Here is a 15,086-nt window from a genome sequence, read left to right on the forward strand (position 1 = left end):
ACCCCGGATCTTGGACACCGGAGACACTTGGATCTCGATGGTCCAGGAGAACGGAGTCCCCGTGGGGATGAAGCACTACCCGACCGAGTTCAAGGCGGACGCGGTCGCGTTGTACCGGTCGAGGCCGGGAGCGACAATCAAGTCGGTCGCTGCTGGTCTCGGGGTGAACACCGAGACGCTGAGGAACTGGATCCGAGCCGCGGACGGGCGCCGTCCCGGCGCTCACTCTGCACCGCCGACCACTGCCCGAACCGAAGGCAACGACGTTCAGGCGGAGCTGACCGCAGCACGCAAGAGGATCCGCGAACTCGAGGAAGAACGCGACATCCTCCGTAAGGCGGCCCGGTATTTCGCGACGGAGACGCGCTGGTGAACCGCTACCAGTTCGTTGAGGATCACCAGCGCCGTCACGGCGTGAAGCAGCTCTGCGACATCCTCGGTCTGGCCCGCTCGAGCTTCTACTACTGGCGCCGCACCGCGGCCGCAAGAGCGGCCCGGCAGGCCGTCGAGGCCGGGCTCGCGGCCCGAATACGCAAGGTCCACCAGGACTCCAACGGGACCTACGGAGTTCCGAGGATCACCGCCGAGCTCCGTGACAAGGACGGCCCGGCTGTCAACCACAAACGCGTCGCGAGGATCATGCGGACCATCGGGCTCGACGGAGTCCGGTTGCGCCGCCGGCACCGCACCACCGTCGCGGACCAGGCCGCGGCGAAGGCGCCAGATCTGATCGGACGTGACTTCACCGCGGCTGCGGTGAACACGAAGTACGTCGGGGACATCACATACCTGCCGGTCAGCGGCGCGAGGCCGCTCTACCTCGCGACCGTAATCGACCTCGCCTCACGCCGGCTGGCCGAGTGGGCGATCGCCGACCATATGCGGACCGAGCTCGTCACCGACGCCCTGGCGGCCGCCGGGCGGACCCGCGGGAGCCTGGCAGGAGCGATCACGCACACCGACCACGGCTCGCAGTATACGAGTAGGGCCTTCGCCGAGATCTGCAGGTCAGCAGGGGTCCAGCAGAGCATGGGCGCGATCGGGTCCAGCGCGGACAACGCCGCCGCGGAATGCTTCAACGCGGCCTTCAAGAGAGAAACACTCAAAGGCCGAAAGGCCTGGCCGAGCGAGCGCGAGGCCAGGCTCGACGCCTTCCGCCGGCTGACCCGATACAACACCCGACGCAGGCACTCCCGCCTCGGCCAAGGATCCCCGATCGCCTACGAGAACGGCCTCCAACCCGCAGCAACTACCCTGGCCCAAGCCGCAAAGCCGTGTTCGCAATCCGGGGTCAAGGCCCCCGCTCCCCCACCCCTCTCACCAAAGCATTCCTCGAAGCATGCGCGGAGAACGGCATGCCCCTCGTACCGGACATGAACGGCCCGGACAACACCGGTTGCAGCCCCGCCACAGTGACGCAGCAGAACGGGCGCCGATGGAGCTGCGCCGACGGCTACCTGCGGGAGGCCGTCCGGCGCCCCAGCCTCACTGTCTTCCCCAACACCCTCACTCAACGGATCACCCTGTCGAACGGCCGGGCCACAGGCGTCGTCTGCAGTACCCGACAGGGGCGTCGGCAACAGCTGACCGCGCGCCGCGACGTGATCCTCAGCGCGGGGGCCATCGGCAGTCCGCAGCTGCTGATGCTGTCGGGCATCGGAGACCCCGACCACCTCGACGACATGCGCATTGCTCCGCAGGCACGCCTGCCTGGAGTCGGGCAGGGCCTCCAGGACCACTTGTCCGTCCCCTTGATCGTGCGGTGTCCGCAACCGGTCACACTGATCAACGCTCGCTCGCTGCGCGCGCTGGCCACGTACGTCCTGCGTCGTCGCGGCCCCCTGACCTCCAACATCGGACAGGCAGCAGGCTTCACCCACACCGCTCCCGGCCTCCCGGGCCCCGACGTCGAACTCATCTTTCTCCTCGTGCCCGTCGTCACCGACGGGCGACGTCTGCCCACAGAGCACGGTTTCACCATCAGTGCTGTACTTCTGCAGCCCAACAGCCGCGGTTGTATCCTGCTCCGCCGACGCGACCCCGCCGCACCACCAAAGATTGATCCGAGATACCTGACCGACAGAGCGGGGGAGGACCTGAACACCCTCGTCCGGGGGGTGCGCAAGGCTCAAGCGCTCCTGGAATCCAGTGCGTTGGCTCCTTACACCGGCGCGCCCTGGTTCCCCGAACTGAGTACTACGGACGAGTCCTCCGTCGCCCGCCACATTCGTCGCACCGCCGAAACCACTCACCACCCGGTGGGCACCTGCCGGATGGGGACCGGGGACGAGGCCGTCGTCGACTCCCAACTGCGCGTGCACGGCATCGACGGGCTGCGCATCGTGGACGCCTCGGTGATGCCCCGCATTCCCCGCGGTCACACCCACGCACCGACGGTCATGATCGCAGAACGTGCGGCGGATCTGATCCGCGCGGGCAGCCAAACGCCGCGGGCCCCCGCATGACGAGGATCTTGCTCACCCATCGAGCCAGAGGCCCGTCTCGTCACCGGCAGCAGAGCAGGCGATTCCACACGAGGAGAGGAACATGGTCCAATCCCAGAAACACCACAGGTCGTCAACGCAGTTGGCGCACTACCATTCCGAACCTCAGGGCATCGTGACGACGGGCACCCAAGGGCGGGTTCCTCGGCATCTGGCCATCATTCCAGACGGCAATCGGCGCTGGGCCCGCCGTCACGAGGCGCCGTCAGAGGAAGCTCTGAGCCGGGGAACCGAGAACTTCAACGCCGTTGCGGGCTGGTGCAGCGAGATTGGAATCGAAGTCCTGTCTCTGTGGCTTTCCTCGCCCGACAATGTCACGAAACGAGAGGCCGATGCCGTAACCAGAGCACTGCATCACACCGGTGAAGCGGTCCAACGGCTGACCACGTCCCGCAAGTACCGTCTCCATCCGATCGGCAACTTGGACCTGCTTCCCGCCGCGTTCGCTGCCTTGCTGCACACCGCAGAACAGGAAACCGCTGCGGTTACCGGAATGACGGTCAACCTCGCCGCCGCCTACAACGGCGTTGACGATCTCCTCAGCGCCGCCCATGCAGCGTTCCGGGCCGACGCATCGGCGCCGCTGACACCAGCGAGGATCGACACGTTCTTGTCCACCCGGGGCCAGCCGCCAGTCGATCTCGTCATCCGTACGTCCGGAGAGGAACGGCTCTCAGGCTTCATGCCCTGGCAGACCGCTCACAGCGAGCTGTACTTCACACACACGCTCCGGCCCGACTTCGACCGTGACGACCTCCACAACGCGCTTGCCTCCTACCGCCGACGCGACCGACGGCACGGTGCATGAAGTGTGCGGCCAACCGACGCAATTGCCCTGACCTGGGCTTTTGTGCCGCTGGCTGGGGCAGGCTTCCCAGGCGCTTCGAGATCGTTTCCCAGCTCACCGCATTTGGCGGTGGCATTGCTGCGACTGCGGCGGACCGTCTGGCTGATCGCGAGGATCCCTTGGCCATCATTGAAGCTCCGCCATCTTGATTCTGGCTGGTCAGGGCCTCTGGTGTGATGGCGGGTGAGGCTGCTCGGGCTGGTGGTGGGGCAGTGTCCAGCATGTAGATCATTGGGCAGGGTGGTTCGCCTGTTCCGGTCCGCCGCCTCGTTCTCCTCCCTACGATCCGGCGCATGGTGGATCCCGAGGTGCAGGAGCGGATCGCGGTACGCCGCGCGGAGTTGGACGATCTGGAAGAACAGCTGGTCAAGCAGTTGGCCGAGGTGCGGGCCGAACGCGAGGACCTGGCGGCGGCGGAGCGGGTCCTGACCCGGATGGGCGAGCAGGCCGCCGCCGAACGGGCCGCGACGGCGCCGGCTGTCGCACAGGTGGGCGGGAAGGGGGGTGCTGCTGATCCCGCGCCGCGCCCCGGAGATGGCCGAGACCGCACTCCCGCCGGAGTACCAGCGCATTCTTGCTTCCGTCCGCGCTGCTGACGGGCTGGTCATGGTCCGGCAGGTGGGCGGTGCGCTCGGGCTGGACACCGGGGTGCGGGGCAAGCTGGAGCCGCTGCGCGGGAAGCTGACGAAACTGGCTGATCGCGGTGACCGTTCTGGCCGTGCTCCGCCACGATCAGCGCCTGGCCGACATGGCCGGCGGCAACAACATCGCCGATGTCCACCGTCCGCCGCTGGCGCGACGAGATGATCCACCTGCTTGCCGCCCGCGCTCCGCGCCTGGACCGGGCCCTGAAGAAGATCTCGAAGCGGGGCGGGGAAGTCGTCCTGGTCGACGGCGCCCTCATCGCCACCCAGCGCTGCACCGGCCGCGACAACCGAAAACACTTTTCCGGCAAGCACCACCGTCACGGCCTGCACTTCCTCGCCCTGACCGACGAGAGGGGCTGCCACCTGATCTGGATCTCCGCCGCGCGGCCCGGCCGCACCCACAACGCCACCGCCGCCCGCCACGACCATCTCGTCGAACATCTCAAGGCGGCCGGCCTCGGCGCGCTCGCCGACCTGGGCTTCCTCGGCGTGGACAAGCCCGACGACCCCGATGACCTGGTCATCGTGACCGGTTTCAAGGCCACCCGTCTACCGCAAGCTCACCCCCGGGCAAAAGACGGCGAACCGGGTTCTGGCCGCCGGACGCGCGCCCGTCGAGCGCGGGTTCGCCCACCTGAAGAACTGGCGGATCCTTACCAAGCTCCGCACTGACCCCGCCCGCGCCACCCACCTGCTCCGCGCGCTGCTCGTACTGACGAACATCGAGGCCACTACAGGAAATTGATCTCTACCGCAGGCTGCCCGCGACCAGCACAAGCACCCCGGAGCAGCGTCACTGAGCCGGGATCGGCTGGGTGAGGTTCACCGGGTTGCCGTCGGGGTCCTGGATGTGGGCGACGCGCTGTCCCCACGGCATGTCGTTGGGGCCGCCGCGGACCGAGCCGCCCAGCGCCGTCACCCGGCCGAGCGTCTCGTCGACGTCGTCGACACCGATGCTGAGCAGGATCCGCGGTGCCGCCCCGGTCCCCGGGTTCGTCTTGGCCACCAGCCCGAGGTCGGTGTCGCCGATGCGCAAGCCGAGGTAGAAGGCCGGGCCTTCCGCCGGTACCCGGAAGATCTCCTCGGCGCCGAACAATTTCGTATAGAAGCCGACCAGGACGTTTTGGTCGGCAGTGATGATCACTGGCTGGATGGTGGACATGGCACTCCTGTCGAGAACGGTCGTGTCCCTGGGTAGACCGTTCGAGGACGGTGAACTCATCGGCAAAACCACCCCGCCGGACGGTCTACACCCCAGACTGCCGCCCACGACCGGCACGAGCACCCCGAAACGGGGTCACGCCACCCCTGCTGACCAGCCACTTCAAGGTGGCGCAGCCACAGTCATGCCGGGCCCGGAGGCCAGCGGTCCCCTTGCAGGACCGCGAAAAAGATAACGGGGGCCGCGTAACCGTCACACGGCCAGCTCCTGCGAACCACTCGCCCTGCTCCGCTGCCGCGACGCCGCAATTGGGCGGCGCCGGCCCCGCCCCAGAGGCGCTCTGTGGCGTCCCGAACCGGCGACAGCGTCACTTTCAGCGACGCTCGCAGGTGGCACTCAGTCGGTGAGGAAGGATCCCTTGCGGCAGGTGCGGCAGACGAAGACGTAGCCCAGCTGGCCGCCGAGGTTCATCGCGGTCTCCCGGGCTATCCCCTCCTCCAGGTGTGCCGCGAACTCCATGGTGCCGGTACAGGAGGGACACGCGGGCAGTCGATCGTCCTCCAGGTAGGAGGGACTGCCTCCGAGCGACCCGAGCACTTCGCGCTGCTTCCCGAATCGTTCTGCGGGTTCGCGATTCCATCCTTGGCGGGCGACGTCGTAGGCGCCGAGCTCGATGTCTTCATCGTCGTCGGCCTCCTCCGGGTCGAGCGTCACGACGTGGGTGCGGATGGCCGAGGTGGCGGGCAGCAGCGTCAGCCCCGCCTCGGGCACGGCTACCGGCCGCAGTTCCTCCCGGGGAAACAGGAAGACCCGGTTCGCGCTGGAGCCCGCGTCCCAGAACTCACACACGCCGGGGTCGTTCTGGCACAGGAACACCGACAAAACGCCGTCCTCGACGGGGAGATGGGCGAAGAACTGAAGGGGTCCCCCGCAGCCGCACAGGGGCCAGTCGAATCCGGCAGGAGCCAGCGGCACGCCCCCGGTACGCGGGGCGTCGGAATCGGCCGGTGCGGGGCCGTCGTAGATCATCAAAGTCGTCTTCATGGCGAGAGGCTACTGGCCGCTCCAACTCCGGGCGCCTGGCCAGGGCAGGGGCGGGTGTGCTTGCCCGCGTACATCGCGGCGTTTCTTCCGCCAGTTCGAGTTGCTACTGCCCTTCGTCGGGCGGGGCTGACTTGCTGATGTGTCTGGCATCGAGACAACAGCACTGTTGCAGGCGCATAACCCCGTTGCGGTGGTTCCGCTGCGAGGATGTGCTTCATGGCCAGCGTCGAAGAGTGGATCCAGGCCCGGAGAGGCTTGCGATTGGGACAGAGGCTTTCGGGGATAGTAACCGCGGTCCCGAATCCGGGCGCGACGGGGATTTTCATTGACATCGGCCTTCCGGTTGGAGGGTTCGTCGACGTGCTGCTGCTTCCGTTCGCCGCGGAGCGCTGGCCGACGGTAGGGACCGTGGCGGAGTTCGAGGTTTGGTGGGCCGATGCGCGGCCGCAGGTGCGACTCAAGCCCGTAGAGCGCCAGTTCCTTCGTGAGGACTTCGACGAGTGGCTGGCCGAGTGGCGGCCGGGCTGGCCTGAGAACGTGTCCGTGGATCAGGCGTGGGTTGAGGCGGATGCGGCGGCCCGGCGAGATGCCGGCGAGGTCGAGGAAGGGCTGCTTGCGGCCGGATGGAAGCCGGGGCGGCGCGTCCCGATTCAGCAGTGGCGCGAGATGCTGGAGGCAACTGGGCTGGTCCGGATGCATGGGGCCGCCGAACGCTTCTTGACTGAGATCGGGGGCTTGAACGTACAGATCAGCGGGCCGGGCATCACCTGCGCAAGGACGCCCTTCAACTTTGATCCCGAACTCACGGTGGGCGAGGAGGATCGATTTGCAGACTGGAGCTCGACGGTTGGGCGGGACATCTTCCCCATCGGTGAGCTCGACGAGGGCCGATTTTTCCTCGGCGTCGACGAGACCAGCGAGATCTACCTGATCGAGACCTGGGTGGCGACGTTCGGACCGGTCCGGGAAGCGATGGAGAAGCTCGTCCTGGGCATATCTCCACGGCGCATCGGTTGAGGTAAGTCGCATGTCGCGCAACGGCGTTGTCACGTTAGCTGACCGGCCTGGGATGATCTTGGAGTTGATCGTGCCGGATAGGGGGATTGCTCGTGTCGTCCGCGCCGCCGTCGTACAAGGGGCACCGGTACACGGTGGAGATCATCGCGCACTGCGTGTGGCTGTACTTCCGCTTCCCGCTGTCGTTCCGCGAGGTCGAGGAGCTGATGCTCGAGCGCGGCGTGCTCGTCTCCCACGAGACCGTCCGGCGCTGGTGCGCGAAGTTCGGGCAGGCCTGCGCGAACGGACTGCGCCGCCGGCGGCCCTGGCCCGGGGACAAGTGGCACCTGAACGAGGTCTTCGTGGAGATCAACGGGGAGCAGAAATACCTGTGGCGGGCTGTCGACCAGGACGGCAACGTGCTCGACATCCTCCTGTCAGAGCCGCCGGGACAAGGCCGCCGCAAGACACTTCTTCCGCCGCCTGATGCAGAAGACCCGGGCGGTGCCCAGGGTGATCGTCACCGACAAGCTCCGTTCCTACGGCGCCGCCCACCGCGAGGTCATGCCCTCCGTTGAGCACCGCTCCCCCAAGGGCCTGAACAACCGGGCCGAGAACAGCCACCAGCCCACCCGACAGCGCGAACGCGCGATGAAAGGCTTCCGCTCCGTCGGCGGAGCCCAGCAGTTCCTGGCCGCGTTCAGCGGCATCTCACCCCACTTTCGACCACGCCGCCACCTGATGACCGCCGCCCACTACCGCGCCGAGATGACCGTCCGCTTCGCCATCTGGGATCAGGTCACCGGCGTCGCCGGCCTGCCTGCCGCGGCCTGAGCACGGAGCCGGAACCCGACCCCACCACACCCGACACACCGTCAGGCACGCACTCACACACTCAACAACGTGACAGCGCCTGGACATGGCCTCCCGCCTCGACATCGACCCGAAGCCCACCGTGCCCGGGCAACGTTCGCCTCAACGGTTTCCGGAAGCCATCCCGGACGAAGGAGCCTTCGAGCAGCCAACGCAGGGCTACACAAAGCGGTCCTGACGCCGCCGCAGATTGTCGGCATCATGGATGCCATGGACGAGACCCGCGATCTCCTCACATTATTTCGGGCCGATCTCATCGCGCAGTTGGATGTCGAGCTGCCATCTCCGAATGACGTGCCTCCCGACAACGAGCTGAGAAAAGCACGTCAGGGGCAGAGCCCCGGCTCCGGAGCGGCAAGTCGACGCTCAGCCACGTGTCCTGGACACGCACTCGGCCACTGCGTCACGAAGACTTCCGGTGCGAGCGAGTAGTTCCCGTTGGGTCTGTGCCCCGTTTCCCGCTCCAGGACGTCCATGAGCGCCCTTCTCGGCCGAGGCGATGGTCGGCGTCGCATCGGGTGTATCCGGTTGCGGCTGCAGAGCCAGATCGCCACGGCGGACCGGCCCAGGACAGTCTTGGTCCGCCGGGCCGCTTCAGCTCCACCTGACCTTAATCAGGCTCCGTCACTCAGGGTGACACGTACTAGTGCCTCGTACGACTCGGAGCGTAGTGCTCTGCGAAGAGAGCTGGTATTGCGGGTTGAGCCGATCTCCTCTAGACAGTGCGCTTGTGGACGAGAACAACGCCGCCGTGTGGCGGCACTCATAGGGGTGTTCGGGGCTCTGGACGGCACGTTCCTGGGTGTGTGGATGCAGCGCAGGGCCACCATGGACCAGATCGCCGCCCAGGAGCGCGCCGAACGACGCGGACAGCTCCGCGCGGACCGCAGCGCATCCTACGCGGAGGTCATGGACGCGACCGAGCGCTTCATCGCCTCGCTGGACGACATCGTGCAGGCCCGCCGCGGCCAGGCTCCGTCGAACGGTCCGACGGATCAGTGGGCGCCGATGCGCGAGGAAAGCCAGGCGGCCATGAGGATGCTGCGCCATGCGATATGGAACGTGAGGGTGTCCGGGCCGGAGGACATGGCCGACCTCGCGAAGAGCATCTACGACGTGAACATGAAGCGCTTCCGGCTTGCCTTCGATGATTCACTTGACTTCGACGAGATGAACGAGCGCCTGAACGCCCGGAACGCGGAGTTCCGGCAGAGACGCGCCGAGTTCGTCGCGGGCGCCCAGCACATTCTCGGCAACGGCGGCACCACGGCCCGGGAGGCCTCGGCGGGAGCGCGAGGCGGGGATCCGGCGATTCGCCCGGGGTCTGCCCGCGACCCACTGTGAGGGTCGATGTTGCGGGCTGCCATCACCAGCGGCTTCCCCGAGCTGTGCGGGGTGCCCGTTGTCGTTCTCACCTGCGGGCCGCGGTCGACCCGGCCCTGATTGTGTGAATACGGATCCGATCGCTGCTGGAGCCTGCCGCAACGCTGCCGGTCAGGGTGTCGGCCAACGGCCGGCCAGGCGTCGTCTGCACCGGACTCGTCCCGTTCAGGCGGCCACAACGGGTTCGCCGCTCAATGCGACGCCGGCTCCATTCAGCTCATCGAGTGCTGTGCGGGTGGTGTCGGCGGCGACGCCGGCGGTGTAGTCAAGCAGGACCCGCACCGCGAAGCCCGCGTGTACCCCGTCCAGTGCGGTGGCCTTCACGCAGTGGTCGGTCGCGATGCCGACCACGTCGATGTCGGTGATGTCGCGGGCCTTCAGCCAGTCGGACAGGGGCTCACCGTCCTCGGTGAAGCCCTCGAAACCACTCTTCGAGGCGGAGTGGGCCCCCTTGAAGACGACCTCGTCGATGTGTCCGGAGTCAACGGCAGGTGCGAAGTCCGGATGGAACTCGCTTCCCTCGCTGCCGGCGACGCAGTGCACGGGGAACGAGTCCTGGAAGTCGGGGTTCTCGGAGAAGTGGGCGCCCGGGTCGATGTGGTGGTCACGGGTGGCGACGGTGAAGGCGTACTGCCCGTCGGCGGACGCGACGAGTTCGGCGATGGCGGCGGCCCGGCCCGCACCGCCCTTCACCGGGATGCTGCCACCCTCGCAGAAGTCCTTCTGCACATCGACAATGATCAGTGCGCGACGCATTACAAATCCTCTCTATTGGTGTTTCCCGTGATCCTGGCTCCTCGGCCGGAGGGCAGGCGTGCCACTCGCCGGTCGTTCACCTGCCCGGGGTAGCCTGAACGGCGCTCGCTCCAGCGATGGGATGGTCGTGGCCTGCACCCACGGCTACAACGTCGCCGAGCGGGACCGCTCAGGGCGAACTGAGAGATATCCGCTGGCGTCCAGGAACGGTTCGGTTGCGGCATGACTGGTGGCCCGGGTACGGCCCGCGGCTGCTGCGTGCACCGGCCTATGGCCACCAGCCGCATGGATCGGATCGCCGGGGTGACCGACTCCCAAGAGTGGTGTCGGCGTACGGACTTTTCTCCCAGTTGCGTACGGACCAACGTGCATCCAAGCGTGGGAAATTCGACGCATCTGGTGCCGGGGTCAGACCTCCGCGGACGTCCGGGCGTCCTTGGCTGGTGTCACGGGCGCCGCCTCGGGGTCGCTGTCGTGCCCTTTCGGGGACCCGAACCAGGCCACTGCCACCGCGCCCGATACGGCGAGCACGAACCCGGTGATCGCCGCCCAGGCAAAGCCGGGACGGGCATCATCGCCGAGCCACAGCACGCCGATGATGCCCGGCAGGACGGTCTCGCCGACGACTAGCGCGGCGGTGGCGCCGTTGACCGAGCCGATCTGCAGGGCGACCGTGTGCAGGTACATGCCGCCGATGCCTGCCACCAGGATCGCGTAGAGCGCCGGGTCGCAGAGCAGCGCTCCCGGGTCGAAAGGGTCGATGCCGTTCAGCACACGGACCCCGACACCGAGGGCGCCGAAGCCCAGTCCGGACAGCAGGCCGGCCAGGATCGCGGCGCGCGCCCCCAGTAGGCGTACGACCACGGTGCCGCCCACGACCAGGAGCAGCGAGATCCCCAGCAGCCACCAGTGCGTGGCGATCGGGGTGTCCCCGCTGCCTTCCGGGCCCGCCGCCGTCGCCAGAAGCACCAGCGCGGAGCAGACCACAGCAATCGAGGTTTGCTCGGCGCGGTTGAGCCGGATGCCGAGGAGCTTGATGCTCAGCACCGCCGTGATCACCAAGTTGGCGCTGATCACGGTCTGCGACAGGAACAGCGGCAGGAGGCGCGCCGCCAGTGCGCCGAGTCCGAAGCCGACGAAGTCCAGGATGGTCCCGACGATGAACTCCCAGGTCATCGCCGCCTTCGCAGTGGATGACAGGCTCGGGCCACCGTGCTGGGTCACGCTGCCCGCAGCGGCCTCCCGGCGGGCTGACTTCTGTGATCCGACGGCCTGTAGGACTGAGCCCGTGCCGTAACAGATCGATGCTGCCACGGCGGTGAGCAGTCCTATGAGCACCGAAAGCTCCGTTCCTGTATGGGTCGGTGGGGGTCGGTCCCGTTCCCACTGGCAGACGCGGGTTTCGGTGCAAAAGTTGCTTCCGGCGAGTCAGTTGCCCGCGAGTCTCCCTCCGCAGGCCAACCGCGGTCAGCCACATTGCCCGTAGCACACTGCAACAGGGCTTAGCGCAGCGTCACGGAGTGTCCCTTTCGTGCGTACCTCCTCCGATCCCCCAAAAAGCCCCAGGTCAGCGGTGCGTAGCGCGGCCGGACGGTAGCACTAGGGGAACCATGTCGGTACAGTCAGCTACTGGGGCGGCGGGTCCTCGGTTGGGCCTGTTGGGTCTGCCCAACCGGGTGCAAGCACGGGCCTGCCCGGCTCGCCGCCGACCTCCAGCGACTACCGCGCCACCTTCGACTAACCGCCGGAGCCGCTCGCCATGATCCCGCAGCAACTCGCGTTCGAGGACCTTGTGTGCGAACCCGGCGTGCTGGACTGTGCAGGTCCGTATGTGGACGTATCCGTGGCGACCTTGCTGTGCGTCGTCCGTGCGCGTCAGTCTGTGGGCGATGAACCCGCTGACCACGGGCCACAGACGAACGGGGATGTCCTTCATCCTGCGTAAGTCCACTACCGCGATCGCGGCAGCCGCACTCCTGGCCGGAGTCGGCCTCGCCGGCTCCGCATCGGCGGCACCTGCTCAAACCGCCTACCCGCCCTACACCGGCATGCCGTTCTGGCGGCACACCATCGCAAGTCAGTGGACCCACTGGACGCCCGACGCCAACACATCCAGTCACGCCGGACAGCTCTACGCCGGCGACAACTACTTCTATTGCTGGGGATACGGCCAGTTCTACTCCGATTCCAGCCTCGGGCGCGGAAGCCGCATCTGGCTCCAGACCGACGATGACACCGGGCACCGCAATGTGTGGGTGAACGCTGTCTACCTCGACGGCGACGAACTCGACCACATCACGGAGATAACCGAGTGCCCGTCCTGAGCGACACGGATCAGCACCCGTCGCGGTGAAGACGCTTCGTCAGCCAGCCGGCCGACGAAGCGGGCTGCTTTCCGGGGCGAGATAGCCGACCACCGCCCTGCCATCGCCATGAGGAAGACCGACCACCGCATGCTCCTCAGCTGAGTACGGCGTGACCAACCCTCCCGCCAGACGGAACTCCGCCGCGCCGGCGGGTTCCGGTCCATGACAAGGCACGTACGCACGCCACCGCTCACCTGCGGCCGGTCGGGTCTCCTCTCAGACCCCCGTACGCTCGGTTCTGCTACTGCCCCACTACGCCGGGGCAGTAGCAGGGCCGCCTCATATCTCTGTGGTTTGCGGCTCGGCACGGCGGCCCCTGTTGGACACCACGGCGCAGACGGCGAAGGTCACGCCGAGCAGACCGAAGATGATCGCCAAGTTGCCCTTCGCCTGGATGTCGGCCTGCCGTGCCACAGTCTCCCTTTCCCAAAGCGCCGCACCCTGTTGATTGGCCGACTGGTACTCGAAGAGGCACTTCATGTACGGCTGAGTGGGTGCGGCGTCGCGATCAGCCTCGCAGTTGGGGTCCTTGAAAAGAATCGACGTGCCTCCGTGTTCGCCCAGTGGCTCATCGGCCACCTTGGAGGCCGCGTCCAACGCGACCGCCGACAAGATCACCGCCGTGATCATGCTGATCATGGCCACGACGATGCACAAGACGGCTCCGGCACTACGCCCTTGGGATGTCATGCCCTGGAGAGTAACGACACACGTAAACCACCACCCCACCAACCGCACTTACTGACCAGTTGGCCGGATGTGCACCCGACTCATCCCTGCCAGCGCCACGCCCCGCCTACGGTGAGGTGAACCTTGACATGGGTGCCCCGTCTGCACCTCGCCGCGGCCACTGTCCCCGCGCAGTTCCATCCCTGTGCCTGGCCGAAGGTCAGCCGTGCCAGATCGCGGGGTTCGTCGGGCCGTGCCCTGGTGCGTGGTCCCTGGACTGTGACGAGTGCCCGCTGCGGTGACGATCAGCAGCCCCACCATGAGGTCACCGGGCCTCGATCCGGCCCCAGTTGCCGCACCACCACGACGGCTCCATCAGCGCAACCCGCAACAGCGAGACCAGCCCGTCAATCATCGACCAGCCCACCTCGCTACTGAAACCCTGCCGTTCGAATTCTGAGCTGGGCAAACACCGAACCCCACGGACCACCTGCTGCGAGCAGGCCAACTGAGGTCACCCGGTGGGCTCGGTCCCGCGCAAGCCGAACGGGCGGCGTTCCTTCCAGAGGCGCCGCCCGTCGCTGCGCCGCTCAGTTGGCGCGGCGGGTCCTGACTCCGTCGGCTTCGAAGTCGTAGATCGTTCGGTTGATCCGCAGGCCGTCGACGGCGCCGATCCACATCTTGTCGCGGCCCTTGCCGACTGCGGCGGTGTAGATGGTCGGGGCCGGGCCGCCATCGTTGAGAGCGGTCTTCAGCTGCGGGAAGGTGCACATGGTGGTCTGGTTGCAGCCGGTCACGGTTCCGGCGTTGCCCGTGAGGAACCATTTGCCGGTGGTGGTGGCGTCGAGGTAGGAACTCCACTGGTCCGTCACCGGGGAGGGGGCCGGCACCCACACCATCGTGGAGTAGGTGGTGGCGGGGGCCGCGGTGAGGTTAGGGTTGATCTCGAACCTGATGTTCGGCATGTTCCCCGGCTCGCCGTAGGAGACGTTCTCGCCGGTCTGGAAGACGTAGAACCCGACCTGGCTCAGTCCCAGACCGGGTCTCCGTAGAAGTCGACCTCGTTACCGAAGTCGACCTTCTCACTGGGCGGGGTGAGGGAGGTGGAGTTGTCCGCCACCTCGATGCCGAGGCTGCCCGTTCCGTAGGGTGGCTTCGCGGAGGGGCCGGTTACACCGAACGAGCCGAACGGGCCGTTCCTCAAGGCGGCAACGGGAGAGCCGATCGTGTTGCGGGTGATCACACCCCAGTGGTCCGAGCCTCCCTGATTTCCGTCGGTCATGGCGGATGCCGATCCCGGGACAGCCGAGACAGCGATCGCGGCCAGCGCCGTGACCCCGAGCGCCAGTTGCTTCACGCCAAAGCGAGCGTTCACGCTTCGCTCCTTTCGTGGTGGGCTGAAGGGCAGGACAGACATCTGAGCCTGCCCTGCGTAGCGCACGCCACAGCAAGCACTCTCCGTAGCGAAACCGGCCGCAAATCACCTGCCATATGCGTCGGTTAATCCCTCTGGTGCAGCGAACAAGTGCAGCGTTCGTGTCCGTGATCAGCTCCGACCGTCTGGCCAGCCCCTGACTGGGTAGTTCGCCGGGCACTTCGCCAGCAACGCGCCTTCCATAACTACATCGTCGCGGGGCGTCCATCTCACGACGTCGGCCTGACTCGCTGCCAGTAGCTGACTTCGCCCCTGTCCGAATTCCTAACCGGGCTAACTCTGTCCGGAGGAATGCAAACAGGCACTCACCTTGTTCTTTTTCTTCCAGGCTCGAACGGTGTCCCGAACGAGGTCACTCACCTGGGCATTCGCCGGACATGAGGGCGGCCTTCGTCTGATCCTGT

The 15,086-nt window shown here is 66.9% G+C and carries 14 protein-coding genes and 3 pseudogenes; 10 read left to right on the forward strand and 7 right to left on the reverse strand.

Annotated features, from left to right (window positions below; all coding sequences use genetic code 11):
• Window positions 1–61 precede the first annotated feature (61 nt).
• The 6 genes and pseudogenes from ABZ622_RS40250 to ABZ622_RS40275 all read left to right on the forward strand — a co-directional run.
• Window positions 62–1,227, forward strand: a pseudogene (locus ABZ622_RS40250) (IS3 family transposase); the annotation flags it as partial.
• Between the two features lie 128 nt (window positions 1,228–1,355).
• Complete coding sequence (locus ABZ622_RS40255) at window positions 1,356–2,465, forward strand: GMC oxidoreductase (protein WP_360552064.1); 1,110 nt, start codon at window positions 1,356–1,358, stop codon at window positions 2,463–2,465.
• Window positions 2,466–2,547: 82 nt separating this feature from the next.
• Window positions 2,548–3,312, forward strand: a complete 765-nt coding sequence (gene uppS, locus ABZ622_RS40260; protein WP_360552066.1) for a polyprenyl diphosphate synthase — start codon at window positions 2,548–2,550, stop codon at window positions 3,310–3,312.
• Between the two features lie 332 nt (window positions 3,313–3,644).
• Window positions 3,645–3,947 carry a hypothetical protein gene (locus ABZ622_RS40265; RefSeq protein WP_360552068.1) on the forward strand — a complete coding sequence of 101 codons (303 nt, stop codon included), beginning with the start codon at window positions 3,645–3,647 and terminating at the stop codon, window positions 3,945–3,947.
• Between the two features lie 207 nt (window positions 3,948–4,154).
• Window positions 4,155–4,442: pseudogene (locus ABZ622_RS40270) on the forward strand (transposase family protein); the annotation flags it as partial.
• Window positions 4,443–4,590: 148 nt separating this feature from the next.
• Window positions 4,591–4,743 (forward strand): hypothetical protein, encoded by a 153-nt coding sequence (locus tag ABZ622_RS40275; protein WP_360552090.1) that lies wholly within the window; start codon window positions 4,591–4,593, stop codon window positions 4,741–4,743.
• 48 nt (window positions 4,744–4,791) lie between these two features.
• On the opposite strand, the gene ABZ622_RS40280 is transcribed toward ABZ622_RS40275, so the two are convergent.
• Both ABZ622_RS40280 and ABZ622_RS40285 read right to left on the reverse strand, forming a co-directional pair.
• Window positions 4,792–5,160, reverse strand: a complete 369-nt coding sequence (locus ABZ622_RS40280; protein WP_360552070.1) for a VOC family protein — start codon at window positions 5,158–5,160, stop codon at window positions 4,792–4,794.
• Window positions 5,161–5,556: 396 nt separating this feature from the next.
• Window positions 5,557–6,204 carry a hypothetical protein gene (locus ABZ622_RS40285; RefSeq protein ID WP_360552072.1) on the reverse strand — a complete coding sequence of 216 codons (648 nt, stop codon included), beginning with the start codon at window positions 6,202–6,204 and terminating at the stop codon, window positions 5,557–5,559.
• Window positions 6,205–6,420: 216 nt separating this feature from the next.
• Here ABZ622_RS40285 and ABZ622_RS40290 point away from each other — a divergent pair, with 216 nt between their 5' ends.
• The 3 genes and pseudogenes from ABZ622_RS40290 (at window position 6,421) to ABZ622_RS40300 (ending at window position 9,417) form a co-directional block, all read left to right on the forward strand.
• Complete coding sequence (locus tag ABZ622_RS40290) at window positions 6,421–7,221, forward strand: SUKH-3 domain-containing protein (protein ID WP_360552074.1); 801 nt, start codon at window positions 6,421–6,423, stop codon at window positions 7,219–7,221.
• 86 nt (window positions 7,222–7,307) lie between these two features.
• Window positions 7,308–8,034: pseudogene (locus tag ABZ622_RS40295) on the forward strand (IS6 family transposase).
• Window positions 8,035–8,901: 867 nt separating this feature from the next.
• Window positions 8,902–9,417 (forward strand): hypothetical protein, encoded by a 516-nt coding sequence (locus ABZ622_RS40300; RefSeq protein ID WP_360552076.1) that lies wholly within the window; start codon window positions 8,902–8,904, stop codon window positions 9,415–9,417.
• A 204-nt stretch (window positions 9,418–9,621) separates the two neighbouring features.
• Here the strand turns inward: ABZ622_RS40300 and ABZ622_RS40305 are convergent, their stop codons facing one another.
• Both ABZ622_RS40305 and ABZ622_RS40310 read right to left on the reverse strand, forming a co-directional pair.
• Window positions 9,622–10,212, reverse strand: a complete 591-nt coding sequence (locus ABZ622_RS40305) for an isochorismatase family protein (protein ID WP_360552078.1) — start codon at window positions 10,210–10,212, stop codon at window positions 9,622–9,624.
• Window positions 10,213–10,620: 408 nt separating this feature from the next.
• On the reverse strand, window positions 10,621–11,550 hold the full coding sequence (locus ABZ622_RS40310; RefSeq protein ID WP_360552080.1) for a hypothetical protein: 930 nt from the start codon (window positions 11,548–11,550) through the stop codon (window positions 10,621–10,623).
• A gap of 587 nt (window positions 11,551–12,137) precedes the next feature.
• On the opposite strand from ABZ622_RS40310, the gene ABZ622_RS40315 reads away from it, so the two are divergent.
• Complete coding sequence (locus tag ABZ622_RS40315) at window positions 12,138–12,536, forward strand: hypothetical protein (RefSeq protein ID WP_360552082.1); 399 nt, start codon at window positions 12,138–12,140, stop codon at window positions 12,534–12,536.
• Between the two features lie 321 nt (window positions 12,537–12,857).
• Here ABZ622_RS40315 and ABZ622_RS40320 read toward each other — a convergent pair whose 3' ends face one another.
• From ABZ622_RS40320 to ABZ622_RS40330, 3 genes are all read right to left on the reverse strand, one after another.
• Complete coding sequence (locus ABZ622_RS40320) at window positions 12,858–13,217, reverse strand: hypothetical protein (RefSeq protein ID WP_360552084.1); 360 nt, start codon at window positions 13,215–13,217, stop codon at window positions 12,858–12,860.
• 620 nt (window positions 13,218–13,837) lie between these two features.
• Window positions 13,838–14,212 (reverse strand): hypothetical protein, encoded by a 375-nt coding sequence (locus ABZ622_RS40325; RefSeq protein WP_360552086.1) that lies wholly within the window; start codon window positions 14,210–14,212, stop codon window positions 13,838–13,840.
• 62 nt (window positions 14,213–14,274) lie between these two features.
• Window positions 14,275–14,622: a hypothetical protein gene (locus tag ABZ622_RS40330; protein ID WP_360552088.1), complete on the reverse strand. Its 348-nt coding sequence runs from the start codon at window positions 14,620–14,622 to the stop codon at window positions 14,275–14,277.
• Window positions 14,623–15,086: the final 464 nt, after the last annotated feature.

The organism is Streptomyces sp. NPDC007164 (genome assembly GCF_040634135.1).
GTDB classification, from domain to species: domain Bacteria; phylum Actinomycetota; class Actinomycetes; order Streptomycetales; family Streptomycetaceae; genus Streptomyces; species Streptomyces sanglieri.